Origin of the sequence: Actinomadura rubteroloni, assembly GCF_002911665.1 — a bacterium.
GTDB classification, from domain to species: Bacteria; Actinomycetota; Actinomycetes; order Streptosporangiales; family Streptosporangiaceae; genus Spirillospora; species Spirillospora rubteroloni.
Genome location: NZ_MTBP01000006.1, coordinates 50,086 through 62,842 on the forward strand (window position 1 = coordinate 50,086; position 12,757 = coordinate 62,842).

General features: G+C 71.5%; 12 protein-coding genes. 3 read left to right on the forward strand and 9 right to left on the reverse strand.

Annotated features, from left to right (window positions below; translation table 11 throughout):
* Nucleotides 1-10: 10 nt before the first annotated feature.
* The 7 genes from BTM25_RS28250 to BTM25_RS28280 form a co-directional block, all read right to left on the reverse strand.
* Nucleotides 11-1,108: an ABC transporter ATP-binding protein gene (locus BTM25_RS28250; protein WP_103566659.1), complete on the reverse strand. Its 1,098-nt coding sequence runs from the start codon at nt 1,106-1,108 to the stop codon at nt 11-13.
* A gap of 20 nt (nt 1,109-1,128) precedes the next feature.
* The gene (locus BTM25_RS28255) at nt 1,129-2,154 is read right to left on the reverse strand and encodes an ABC transporter ATP-binding protein (protein ID WP_103566661.1); all 1,026 of its coding nucleotides are present in this window, start codon (nt 2,152-2,154) and stop codon (nt 1,129-1,131) included.
* Complete coding sequence (locus BTM25_RS28260; RefSeq protein WP_103566663.1) at nt 2,154-3,167, reverse strand: ABC transporter permease; 1,014 nt, start codon at nt 3,165-3,167, stop codon at nt 2,154-2,156. The genes BTM25_RS28255 and BTM25_RS28260 overlap by 1 nt, the downstream gene beginning before the upstream one ends.
* 98 nt (nt 3,168-3,265) lie before the next feature.
* Complete coding sequence (locus BTM25_RS28265; protein WP_103566869.1) at nt 3,266-5,026, reverse strand: ABC transporter substrate-binding protein; 1,761 nt, start codon at nt 5,024-5,026, stop codon at nt 3,266-3,268.
* 45 nt (nt 5,027-5,071) lie between these two features.
* Nucleotides 5,072-6,064, reverse strand: coding sequence for an ABC transporter permease (locus BTM25_RS28270; protein ID WP_103566665.1), 993 nt, complete (start codon nt 6,062-6,064; stop codon nt 5,072-5,074).
* 459 nt (nt 6,065-6,523) lie between these two features.
* Nucleotides 6,524-6,946 (reverse strand): hypothetical protein, encoded by a 423-nt coding sequence (locus BTM25_RS28275; RefSeq protein ID WP_103566666.1) that lies wholly within the window; start codon nt 6,944-6,946, stop codon nt 6,524-6,526.
* Between the two features lie 176 nt (nt 6,947-7,122).
* Entirely contained in the window at nt 7,123-7,788 is a 666-nt protein-coding gene (locus BTM25_RS28280) for an HAD family hydrolase (protein WP_268877694.1), read from the reverse strand.
* Between the two features lie 311 nt (nt 7,789-8,099).
* Between BTM25_RS28280 and BTM25_RS28285 the strand changes: the two genes are divergently transcribed.
* From BTM25_RS28285 to BTM25_RS28295, 3 genes are all read left to right on the forward strand, one after another.
* Nucleotides 8,100-8,561: a universal stress protein gene (locus BTM25_RS28285; protein WP_103566668.1), complete on the forward strand. Its 462-nt coding sequence runs from the start codon at nt 8,100-8,102 to the stop codon at nt 8,559-8,561.
* 183 nt (nt 8,562-8,744) lie between these two features.
* On the forward strand, nt 8,745-9,587 hold the full coding sequence (locus BTM25_RS28290; RefSeq protein WP_103566669.1) for a PAC2 family protein: 843 nt from the start codon (nt 8,745-8,747) through the stop codon (nt 9,585-9,587).
* 98 nt (nt 9,588-9,685) lie between these two features.
* Nucleotides 9,686-10,507, forward strand: coding sequence for an oxygenase MpaB family protein (locus BTM25_RS28295; protein ID WP_103566671.1), 822 nt, complete (start codon nt 9,686-9,688; stop codon nt 10,505-10,507).
* 7 nt (nt 10,508-10,514) lie between these two features.
* On the opposite strand, the gene mshC is transcribed toward BTM25_RS28295, so the two are convergent.
* Complete coding sequence (mshC, locus tag BTM25_RS28300; protein ID WP_103566672.1) at nt 10,515-11,744, reverse strand: cysteine--1-D-myo-inosityl 2-amino-2-deoxy-alpha-D-glucopyranoside ligase; 1,230 nt, start codon at nt 11,742-11,744, stop codon at nt 10,515-10,517.
* 68 nt (nt 11,745-11,812) lie between these two features.
* The gene (locus BTM25_RS28305; protein ID WP_103566674.1) at nt 11,813-12,757 is read right to left on the reverse strand and encodes an ABC transporter permease; all 945 of its coding nucleotides are present in this window, start codon (nt 12,755-12,757) and stop codon (nt 11,813-11,815) included.

Consider the following 12,757-nt stretch of genomic DNA (forward strand, 5'->3'; position numbering starts at 1 on the left):
CGCGCCGGGGTCAGGCGTCGCCCGACCCGGACGGTCCCGCCTCCGCCTTCGCCACCAGGTCGGTCGCGCTGACCGTCGTGTTCTCCGGGAAGTGGCACGCCACCTCGTGGCCCGGGCTCAGCGCCACCAGCGGCGGCTCCTGCTGCCTGCAGATGTCCTGCGCCTTCCAGCAGCGCGTGTGGAAGCGGCACGCGGGCGGCGGGTCCAGGGGGCTCGGCACGTCGCCCTGGAGCCGGATCCGCTCGCGTCCCTCCCGCCGGGACGGGTCGGGCACCGGCACCGCCGACAGCAGCGCGTTCGTGTACGGGTGCATCGGCCGCTCGTACAGGTCGTTCCGGTCCGCGACCTCGACGATCTTGCCGAGGTACATCACGGCGACGCGGTCGGAGATGTGCCGGACGACCGACAGGTCGTGCGCGATCACCACGTAGGTGAGGTTCAGCTCGTCCTGGAGGTCCTCCAGCAGGTTGACGACCTGGGCCTGCACCGACACGTCCAGCGCCGACACCGGCTCGTCCGCGATGATCAGCTTGGGCTTGAGGGCCAGCGTGCGGGCGATCCCGATGCGCTGCCGCTGCCCGCCGGAGAACTCGTGCGGGTACCGGTTGTAGTGCTCGGGGCTGAGGCCCACCAGCTCCAGGATCTCCTGGACGGCCTTCTTCACGCCGTGCTCGGTCTGGACGTTCTGCAGGTGGAACGGCGCCCCGACGATCGCGCCGACCGTCTTGCGCGGGTTCAGCGACGAGTACGGGTCCTGGAAGATCATCTGCAGGTCGCGGCGGTGGGGCCGGAGCTGCCGCTGCGACAGCCCGGTGATGTCCCGGCCGTCGAAGGTGATCCGCCCGAACGACGGATCCAGCAACCGCATGATCATCCGTCCGGTGGTGGACTTGCCGCAGCCCGACTCCCCCACCAGGCCGAGCGTCTCGCCCCGGCGGACCGAGAACGACACCCCGTCCACGGCCTTCACCGCGGCGACCTGGCGGCGCAGCAGCCCGGCCGTCACCGGGAAGTGCTTGCCGAGGTCCTCCACCTGGAGCAGCGGCTCGCCGGACGGGGCCGGACGCTCGGCGGGCGCCGCGTCCGTCGTGGTCTCTGAAGTGCTCACTGTCTTCCCACTCGTGCTCGTCACAGCGTCGGCCGGATCTCGGACTCCCAGATCTCCCGCCGCCTGTCCAGCGGGAGATGGCACGCGGCGAGGTGCCCCGGCGCGGCCTCCGTCAGCTCGGGCCGCTCGGACTCGCTGCGTCCCTCGTTCAGCGTCGCGTAGGCGCAGCGGGGATGGAACGCGCACCCGTTCGGCACGTTGATGAGGCTGGGCGGTGAGCCCTTGATCGGGTTCAGCCGCTCCGAACGCGCCCGGTCCAGCCGCGGCATCGACGCGAGCAGCCCCCAGGTGTAGGGGTGCTGCGGGGCGTGGAAGACCTCGTCCACCGGCGCCTGCTCCACGCACCGGCCCGCGTACATCACGAGCACGTCGTCGGCCAGCTCCGCCACGACCCCGAGGTCGTGGGTGATCATGATGATCGCGGAGTTGAACTCCTGCTGCAGGTCCCGGAGCAGGTCGAGGATCTGCGCCTGGACGGTCACGTCGAGCGCCGTGGTCGGCTCGTCGGCGATCAGCAGCTCCGGGTCGCACGACAGCGCCATCGCGATCATCGCGCGCTGCCGCATGCCGCCGGAGAACTGGTGCGGGTAGTCGTCCACGCGCCGGTCCGGCTTCGGGATCCCGACCCGGCCGAGCATGTCGATGGCGTGCTTGCGCGCGACGCTCTTGGAGACGTCGTTGTGGACGCGGTACGCCTCGACGATCTGCTTGCCGACCGTGTAGAAGGGGTGCATCGACGACAGCGGGTCCTGGAAGATCATCGCCATCTTGCGGCCGCGCTGGCGCCGGACCTCGTCGGGCGACGCGCCGACCAGTTCCTTGCCGTCCAGCCAGATCTCGCCCGACACCTTCGCGTTGCGGCGGTTGTGCAGGCCGAGGATCCCGAGGCTCGTGACGCTCTTGCCCGAGCCGGACTCGCCGACGATGCCGAGCGTCCGGCCGCGTTCGAGGTCGAACGTCAGGCCGTCCACCGACCGGACGAGCCCGTCGTCGGTCGGGAAGTGGATCTTCAGGTCGCGCACCGAGAGGAACGGCTCCCCCGTCATCAGCCCAGCCTCACTCTCGGGTCGATGGCCGCGTACAGGAGGTCCACGACCAGGTTGATCATGACGATGAAGAACGCGGCGAGCAGCGTCACGCCGAGCACCACGGGCAGGTCGCCGGTACCGATGGAGCTGATCGCGAGCTGGCCGAGGCCCGGGATGCTGAAGGTGTTCTCCGTCAGCACCGCGCCGCCCAGCATCAGCCCGAGGTCCAGGCCGAAGATCGTGAGGATCGGCGTCAGCGTGGAGCGCAGGGCGTGCTTGGTGATGACCGTCCGCTCGGGCAGGCCCTTGGCCCGCGCCGTGCGGATGTAGTCCTCACCGAGCGTCTCCAGCATCCCCGCGCGGGTGAGCCGCGCGTACATCGCCGCGTAGAGGAACGCCAGCGTCACCCAGGGCAGGACGAGCGACAGGAACCACGTCCCCGGATCCTGCGTGAAGGGCACGTAACTGCCGCCGCCGGGGAAGATCCCGAGGCTGTAGGAGAAGATCGCGAGCGACACCAGGCCGGTGAAGTAGATGGGCAGGGACACGCCGCCGAGCGCGACGACCATCGCCACCCGGTCCCAGACGCTGCCGCGTCTCAGCGCGGACAGCACGCCGATCGAGATGCCGGCGGCGAGCCAGATGATCGACGCGCCGGCCGCGAGCGACAGCGTCGCGGGCGCGCGGTCCATGAGCTGCGGGAGCACCGGCTGGCTGGTGCGGAAGGAGTAGCCGAGGCAGGGCGCCGGGCAGTGGTCCACGACGGGACCGGCCTTGAAGTCCTGACCGGCGACGATCCCCTTCAGGTACGTGCCGTACTGCACGATGACCGGCTTGTCCAGGCCGAGGCGCTCCTTGGTGTCCTGGATCGCCTGCGCGGTCGGCGCCTTGCCCACGTAGGCCGCCGCGAGCTGATCGGTGGTCTGGCCCGCCAGCTTCGGGATCCAGAAGAAGATGCCGAAGGTCACGAGGCTGACCAGCAGCAGCATGAGCACGGCCCCGATCAGGCGCCGGATGATGTAAGCGAGCACATTGATCGGCTCCGCCCGCCGGCCGGCCCGAGATCTTCGGACCGGCCGGCGGGCGCCGCCTTCACCTGCCTTCGGATGAACTCACGGACGGGAGGGGACTACTTCGTCACGCCCATGTTGAGGTAGTCGTACATGCCGCCGTAGCCCAGCGTGATGCCCACGTTCGTCGCGGTCTTCGGCCGGTACAGCAGCGCCTTGGCGTAGATCAGCGGCACGTCGACGGCCTGCTTCATCGCGGCCTCGTCGATGTCGCCGTAGGCCTTGAGGCGCGCGGCCTCCTGGACGTTGGCGATCGCCGCGTCGAAGGCGTCGTTGATCTGCTTGTCGTCCAGCTCGGGCAGGTTGTTGCCGCCGGACGGCTTGATCGCGCGGCCGTCGATGATCTGCGACAGGAACCCGTAGCCGGTCGGCCAGTCCGCGGCCCACGCCATGAGCATCATGCCGATGCCGTGGTCGTGGACGTACTTCGGAGCGCCGACGTACTTGTTGAAGTAGTCGCCGGCCGGGAACTGGACGATGTCGACCTTGATGCCGACCTTCGTCAGGCCCTGCTGGATCGCCTGGGCCATCGCGACCTCCTTGGGCCGGTCGGACCGGGCGGAGATCTTGGTGGAGAAGCCGTTGGGCTGGCCGCACGCCGCCAGCTCCTGCTTGGCCTTGGCGATCGTGGCGTCGTCCAGGCCGCCGGCCTTCTTGTAGGTCTGCGGGTACAGGTCGAACTTGCGGTAGCCGGCGACCGACGGCGGCAGCAGCGTCGTCGCGAGGTCACCGCCGGCCAGCGGGCCTCCGTAGGCCGTCTGCGCGGCGACCTTGTCGGTGGCGTACTGGACCGCGGTCCGGCAGTGGATGTTGTCGAGCGGCTTCACGTGGATGTTGAGCGACAGGAAGCGCAGGAAGCCCTGGAAGGGGTTGTCGGTGAAGCCCTTCTGGTTGCCCTGCAGCACCTTGCCCTGCGTGCCGCTCTGGACGCCGACGCCCGTGATGTCCATGTCGAGCTTGCCGGCCAGGAGCCGGTTGTCGATGTCATCGGGGTTCTGCTTGAGCTGCAGGTCGATCTTGTCCGGCAGCGCCTTGCGGATCGGGTCCGTCTTCTGGTCCCAGTACGTGTTGCGCGACAGCGTCATCGACTTGCCGCGGACGTAGCTGTCGACCTTGTACGCGCCCGACGAGACGATCTTCGACTCGTACTTCAGGCCCGTGTCCTTGGCCTTCGGCACCGGCATCGACTGCGACATCGCGGCCAGGTAGTCGAACTCCGCGAACGGCTTGGCCAGGTGGAAGACGATCGTCTGCGGGTCCGGGGTCTCGATGGACTTCAGGCCCGAGTCGCTCTTGTCCTTGTAGGGGCCCTTGTACGCGGGCGAGTTGTCCTGGAGGTAGGCCTTGAAGTACTTCGGGCCGAGCTGGAGCTCGTCGGAGTAGTTGCTGCGCTCGATGGCGTACTTGACGTCCTGCGCCGTGACCGTGGTGCCGTCGTCGTACTTGACGCCGGTCCGCAGCTTGTACGTCCAGGTCTTGCCGCCGTCGCCCGGCGTGCCGAGGCTCGTGGCGAGGTCCGGGACGACCTTCAGCGTCTCCTGGCCCGCGCCCGGCGCCAGGGTCGTCAGGCCGCGCCCGTACAGGCGCGCGAAGTTCTGCGTCCAGGCGTAGTAGGTGTTGCCGGGGTCCGGGGAGTCGAAGTCGTCGGAGTCGGCCAGGCGGAGCGTGCCGCCCTTCGTGTCGGACGCGTTGACGACCTTGTTCACCGCGGCGTTGTAACCGGGTCCGCTGGATCCGCCCGACCCGCCGTTGCAGGCCGTCAGGGCCGCCCCGGTCACGAGCACGGCCGCAGCGGCCGCGAGGGGTCTGATCTTCTTCATGCGCAGGCGCACCTCTTCATTCGTGTGACAGGAAGAAAACCGGGGTCACTTGGCCCGGGGGTCGAGAGCGTCCCGCAGCCCGTCACCGAGGAGGTTGAAGGCGAGGACGGTGATGAAGATCGCCAGGCCCGGCACGATCATGTACATCGGGTCGGACGAGTAGATCGGCACCGCGAGCGTGAGCATCCCGCCCCACGACGGGGTCGGCGGGATCACCCCCACGCCGAGGAACGAGAGTGCTGCCTCGAAGAGGATGTTGGTCGGGATCAGCAGCGTCGAGTACACCAGGATCGGCGCGACGAGGTTCGGCAGCAGCTCCTTGAACAGGATGTAGCCGTTGCGCGCGCCGAGGCTGCGCGCCGCGTCCACGAACTCCCGCTCGCGCAGCGACAGCGTCTGCCCGCGGATGACGCGGCCGATGTACGGCCAGTTGAAGAAGCCGATCACGAAGACCAGGACGCTCACCCGGAGCCCGTTGCCCTTGAGCCCGAACGCGCCGTCGGAGACGACCCCGACGAGCGCGATCGCGAACAGCAGGAGCGGGAAGGCGAGGAACGCGTCCATCGCGCGGCTGATCACGGTGTCGACCCAGCGGCCGAAGTACCCGGCGGTGATGCCGAGGACGACGCCGATGACGACCGACAGCAGCGTCGCCAGGAACGCCACGAGCAGCGAGATCCGCGCCCCGTGGACGATGCGGGCGAGCATGTCGCGGCCGGTGCCGGGCTCGACGCCGAGCCAGTGCTCGCCCGAGATGCCGGTGTGCCAGATGCCGCTGTTGGGCCGGTTGTACGTCGGGTCGATCAGGTCCTGGTGGTAGGTCAGCGGGGACTGGACCAGGAACGGGCCGACGATCGCCACGACGATCAGCAGCACGACGATGACGCCGCCGGTGAGCGCGACCTTGTCGCGCCGCAGGCGGAGCCAGGCGATCTGGCCCAGGGACCGGCCCTGGATCTGTTTCGCCCCGACGCCCGCGAGGACGGCCTCGGGTTGCGCCTCGGACTCCGAACCGGACACCTCTAGGGGTGTGGTCACGCTTTCCTACCTCCTACCGATCCGGCCGTGGTGCGGCACCGCCGCCGACGGCGCGCGGGCCGTCCGGCGACGGAGATCGTCCAGCGCCGTCCATGCCCGTCATGCCGCGTTTGCCGGAGGGATACCTCGTGCTTCGAGCACGACTGTCCATCGACCGGGCGACGGACGCCAGTCCCCGTATCTGACTTGTGATCTCGTCGTCATCTCGGGCACACGCGTCCGACCGGCCTAACGGGTGAATCGCCCGAATAGTACGTTTGGTCACATCGATGCTTGGACCGTCCGAAGCCCGACAACGACAAGCTTTACCGATCCGAGTCCGTTCCGATATCAACCGTCCTCCGGACGGCGATCTTCACCGGAAGAAACACGGCCGGGGCGCCGCCCGCGCGATCACGGGCGGCGCCCCGGCCGGGACGCCCTCGGAACCGGCCCCGCGACGGGACCGGATCATGCGGTCTAGCTGATGCCGCGGTTGCGCAGGATCTCCTCGATCTCCGCCAGCTCGGGGTCCCCGCCGTCGCGCCGCGCGGGCGGCTCCACCGCGCCGCGTCCGCCGCCGCCGGCCTGCGGGCGCGCCTTCTTCCCTGCGGGCGCCTCCGCGGGCGCCGCGCCCGCGCGCCGGCTCAGCATCGCGCCGGACGACAGGTAGAGCACCACGGCGAGCCCGGCCACGCCCACGCCGATCCACTTGACGGGGCTGAACGCCAGGTCGACGAAGAACTCCGTCACGCCCGTCATGGCCGCCGCGAGCGGCACCAGCGCCAGCGACGCGCCGCGCAGGCCCGTCGCCGCGCCCCGGCGGCGGTGGACGCCCCAGCTCGCGACGAGCCCGAGGATCGTCACCCCGAGGCTGATCGCGAAGATCATCGCGTCGCTCATCCCGGCCCCTCACTCCGAACGGCTGTGCTCTCCCCCATGCTCACACCGTACGCGGCCGGGATACTCCTTCCCAGGGACGGTTCGGAGCCGTCCGCGCCTCATCCTCCGGCGGGATGCCGACCCCGAGACGGGTGATCACGGGGAGGTAACGACAAGGTGGCGGGGAGGTCTCGGGATCAGGGCGAGGGCACCAGGGAGCGCAGGAACGCCAGGTCCACGTCCCGCAGCGACGCCACGACCGTCCGGCCCGGCGCCGCCGCGACCGGCAGGAGGCTCGGCACCGCGACCGTCGCGCAGCCCGCCGCCTCCGCCGCCGCGAGCCCGTTCGGGGAGTCCTCCAGGACGACGCACGCGCGCGGGTCGGCGCCGAGCCGCGCCGCCGCCGTCCGGTACGGCTCGGGGTCGGGCTTGGTGCGCGCCACCTCGTCGCCCGCGACCGTCACCGCGAAGTGCTCGCGCCCGATCGCGTCCAGCACCGGTTCGATGAGCCGCCGGTGGCTGGAGGACACCAGCGCCGCCGGGACGCCCGCCGCGCGGACCTCGGCCAGCAGCTCCTTCGCGCCCGGCAGCAGCGGGACGGCCGCGCCCAGCCGCTCGGCCATGCCGTCCAGCAGCCACGCCCCGACGGTCGCGGCCGGGACGTCCGCACCGGTCAGCTCCAGCATGTAGGCGACCGCGCCGGCCAGCGAGCCGCCGACGAGCGCGTGCTGGTGCTCCTCGGTCCACCGGCCGCCGAGCCGGGCGACGACCTCGAACTCGACCTCCAGCCACAGCCGCTCGGAGTCGATGAGCAGGCCGTCCATGTCGAACAGGACGGCCCGCAGCGCGCCGGGACCCTGCACGGGGGTTCCTCCTCGGGGGACGGAAAGGGACCCCCGAGGATAGATCACGTGTTGAAGTACTGGCCTCCGGGTGATGGACGCCGAGCGCGTCCGCCGACTGCTCGGGGACGAGCCGCAACTCATGATCACCGTGGACTTCTGCCGCGTTCCCGGCGAGCCCGGCGCGAGGACACCGGTCGCGGAGTGCTCATGCCGCGCCAGTTTATTTGGAGCGGCCCCCGGTCCCCTGTGACGTCCCGCGCCCGTTCTGGCGCACCGGGCAACAGACCGATAACGTGCCCCTCCCAGACTACTTACCGGTAAGGAGCGGCATGAGCGCGTACCGCACCATTCTCGTCGGCACCGACGGCTCGAAAACCTCGTTCCGCGCGGTCGACCGGGCCGCCCAGCTTGCCGCCGCGACCGGCGCCACGCTGCTGCTCGCGTCCGCGTACAACCCGATGTCGGAGAAGGAGCGGCTGAACGCCGCCGACCGGCTCGGCGACCTGGCCTACAAGGTCCAGGGCGCCACGCCCGCCGAGGACGCCCTGCGCGCCGCGCGGGAGCGGGCCGTCGCGGCCGGCGCCAAGGACATCGAGGAGGTCGCGCGGGAGGGCGACGCGGTGGACGTCATCGCGAGCATCGCCCGGGACCGCGAGGCCGACCTCGTCGTCGTCGGGAACCGCGGCCTGAACTCGCTGGCCGGGCGGATCCTCGGGTCCGTCCCGGCGAACCTGTCGCACCGGTCGCCCTGCGACGTGCTGATCGTCCACACCACCGACGGCAAGCGCTGAGCGGACCCGACCGCCGCCCCGGCCCCGTCGTCGGGCCGCCCGGACACCGCGTCCGGGCCGCCCGACGACGGGGTGGGTCGCTCCGCGAGGACGTAGGCTGGCCATCACCGATCTTGCGCGGCGGCCCCCGGAAATACCGCGCCGTCCGGTGACGCTGTACCCGACGTCGGAAGGAGGCAGCGCGTGGTCGAACTGGAGAGCGTGCCTGAACTGGTCGATCCGGTCGTCGTGGCCGCCTTTGAAGGGTGGAACGACGCGGGAGAGTCCGCGAGCGGGGTCGTCCGGCACCTCGCGGCGAGCTGGGAGTCCACTCCCATCGCCGAACTCGACCCGGACGACTACTACGACTTCCAGGTGACCCGGCCGGTCGTGGAGATGACCGACGGCGAGAGCCGCGGGATCTCCTGGCCCACGACCCGGGTGTCCTGGGCGCGGCTCCCCACCGGACGGGACGTCGTGCTCGTCCACGGGATCGAGCCGAACATGCGGTGGCGCTCGTTCTGCGCCGAGCTGGTCGGGCTGATGCTGGAGCTGGACGTGACGAAGGTCGTCCTGCTCGGGGCGCTGCTGGCCGACGCGCCGCACACCCGTCCGGTGCCGGTGACGGGGTCGGCGTCCGAGCCCGGCCTGATCACCACGCTCAGCCTGGAGCCGACGCGCTACGAGGGGCCGACGGGGATCCTCGGCGTCCTGCAGGACGCGTGCGCCAAGGCCGACCTCAGCACGGTCGCGCTGTGGGCGGCGGTGCCGCACTACGTCGCGCAGCCGCCGTCCCCGAAGGCGACGCTCGCTCTGGTCCGCCGCGTGGAGGACCTCCTGGACATCACCGTCCCGCTCGGGGAACTCCCCGAGGAGGCGCGGGCCTGGGAGAACGGCGTCAACGAGCTGGCCGAGGAGGACTCCGAGGTCGCCGAGTACGTCCGGACGCTGGAGGAGCAGAAGGACGCCGCCGACCTGCCCGAGGCCACCGGCGACGCCATCGCCCGCGACTTCGAGCGGTACCTGCGCCGCCGCGACGCGGGCTGACGGCCGCCGGGAGTTATTGACAGCGGGTCGAAGAGGGGCTTGCGGGCGTCCGCCGGGTGCGCGACGATGCCGGGACCGCACCCGGCGGAAGGACCGCGATGACCGCTCCCGTCCCCGACCGCGCCGTGCTGCGGAGGCTGGCCGCCGAGCCCGCCGTGATGCTCGCCGCCGGCCGCGCGCTGCTGCTGCAGGTCGCGCACCCGGCCGTCGCGCGGGGCGTCGCCGAGCACAGCGACATGCGGGACCGTCCGCTGGACCGGCTGTTCGGGACGCTGGACTTCCTCGCCATCGTCGCGTTCGGCGAGCAGGACGAGGCCGAACGGCTCGGGCGCGGGATCCGCCGCCTCCACGAGCGCGTCACCGGGCCCGGGTACTCGGGCAACGACCCCGATCTCCAGGTGTGGGTGAACGCCACCCTCACCGACGCGGCGCTGTACGTCCACGAGGAGATCCTCGGCTCCCCCGGCGGCGACCTGTCGGGCGCCTACGTCGAGCAGGCCCGGTACGTCGCGGACGTGCTCGGCTGCCCGCCCGGCGCGCAGCCCGCCGACCTCCCGGCGTTCCGCGCCTATATGGACCGCATGATCGGCTCGCTGGAGGTCACCGACGACGGACGCGCGGTCGCCCGCGCCGTCCTGCGGGCGCGCAAGCTGTGGTGGCTGTGGCCCGGACTGTGGCTGTTCCGGTTCATCACGACCGGGGTGCTGCCGCCGCGCGTCCGGGAGCAGTACGGGCTGCCGTGGGGGCCGCGCCGGGAGCGGTTCCTGTGGTTCCTGCTGCGGACGGGCGCGTTCTTCTACCGGCTCGTCCCGGGGCCGCTGCGCCGCGCGGGCGCGCCGCTGGCGCTGTGGCGGGCGCGGCGGCGGATGGCGCGCCGGGCCCGCAGGTCGGCGGACGCGGCGGCGCGGGCCGCCGCGTGACCGGCCGCTAGAGCGCGATGCCGAGCAGCGCGTCGGCGACGGCGCGGATCCGGGCGGGCGCGCCGGAGTCGGTTCCCTCGCCGTCGGCCCAGCGGTCCAGCGCGGCGAGCGCGCCGGGCGCGTCGAGGTCGTCGGCGAGGCGGGCGCGGACCTCGGCGGCCGTCGCGGCGGCGTCCGGGCCGGCCGGACGCGCGACCGCCGCCCGCCACCGCTCCAGCCGCTCCTGCGCGGCCGTCAGGTCGGCGCCCGTCCACTCCCAGTCCGACCGGTAGTGGTGGGCGAGCAGCGCCAGCCGGATCGCCATCGGGTCCGTGCCGTCGTTGCGCAGCCGGGAGACGAAGACGAGGTTTCCGCGCGACTTGGACATCTTCTCGCCGTCCAGCGCGACCATGCCCGCGTGGACGTAGGCGCGGGCGTGCGGACGCTCCCCGGTGGCGACCTGCGCGTGCGCGGCGCTCATCTCGTGGTGCGGGAACGCCAGGTCCGAACCGCCGCCCTCCACATCGAAGGCCATCCCGAGGTGTTCGAGCGAGATCGCCGAGCACTCGACGTGCCAGCCGGGACGCCCGACGCCGAACGGCGACTCCCAGCCGGGCTCGCCGGGGCGCCGCGCCAGCCACAGCAGCGCGTCCAGCGGGTCCCGCTTGCCGGGACGGTCCGGGTCGCCGCCGCGCTCGGCGAAGACCGGCGCCATCGCCGTCCGGTCCAGGCCGCTGACCTCGCCGAACGCCGGGTCGGCCGCGACGGGGAAGTAGATGTCGCCGTCCAGTTCGTAGGCGGCGTCCTTGGCGCGCAGCTTCTCGACCATCTCCACGACCAGCGGGATCGCCTCGACCGCCCCGACGTACTGGGCGGGCGGCAGGATCCGCAGCGCGGCCATGTCGGTGCGGAACAGCTCGATCTCGCGGTCGGCGAGCGCCCGCCAGTCCTCGCCGGTCCGCTCGGCACGTTCCAGCAGCGGGTCGTCCACATCGGTGGCGTTCTGGACGTAGTGGACGTCGTGCCCGAGGTCCCGCCAGACCCGGTTGACCAGGTCGAACGCCAGATACGTATTGGCGTGCCCGAGATGCGTCGCGTCGTAGGGGGTGATCCCGCAGACGTACATCCGCGCCGTCGGGCCGGGCCCGGTCGCGCGGACGGCGCCCGTCCCCGTGTCGTACAGGTGCAGCGGCCCGGTCGCCGCGGGGAGCCCGGCGGCGGTGAGACGGGGGACTTCGGGAGCGGACCACGATCGCATGAGCCGAGCTTATCCGTGGCCGACTCGCGCCGTTAAGCCGAGATCGTTCCTCCGGCCGCGCACGCCGCTCACGCCAGCCGGACGCGCGGATCCAGGAACGAGTAGCCGATGTCGACCAGCAGGTTCGCCGCCACGACGAACACCGTCACGACCAGCGTCACCCCGATGATCACCGGGGTGTCGCCGAGCGCGATGGACTGGTAGACGAGCTGGCCGACGCCCTGGAGCCCGAACACCTTCTCGGTGACGATCGTGGACCCGATGAGCGCGCCGAGGTCGATGCCGAACTGGGTGACGACCGGCGTCAGCGCCGCCCGCAGCCCGTGCCGGTACACCACGCGGCGCTCCGACAGGCCCTTGGCGCGGGCCGTCCGGATGTAGTCCTCGCCGAGGACGTCCAGCATCGACCCGCGCGTCAGCCGCGTGTACGTCGCGATCATCAGGAACGCCAGCGCGATCCACGGCAGGACCATGCGCTGGAGGAAGTGCTCCTGCAGCGGCGGCCCGGCCTCGAACCAGTGGATCCCGGCCAGGCCGAGTTCGGTGGAGAACAGGAACAGGAGCACCAGCGCCATCACGAACGGCGGCGTGGACAGGCCGACCAGCACGAACACCGTCGCGACGCGGTCGCCGAGGCCGCGCGCCCGCGTCGCGCTGAACACGCCCGTCGCGACACCGCCGATGAACCACAGGACGCCCGCGCCGAACACCAGCCACAGCGTCGTCGGGAGCCGGTCGGCGATCAGCGACGTCACCGACGTCCCGTTGACGTAGGAGTCGCCGAGGTCGCCGCGCACCAGCCGGCCGAGCCACTGCCCGTACTGGACGATCGCGGGCTGGTCCAGGCCGAGGTTGCGGCGGATCTGCGCGAGCGTGTCGGTGGTCGCGCGCGGGCCGCCGATGACGCGCTCGACCGGCACCGGCGACACGTGCAGGAACACGAACACGAGCGTCGACACGAGCCACAGCACGAGGACGGCGTACAGCAGCCTGCGGATCACGAAACGCAGCAC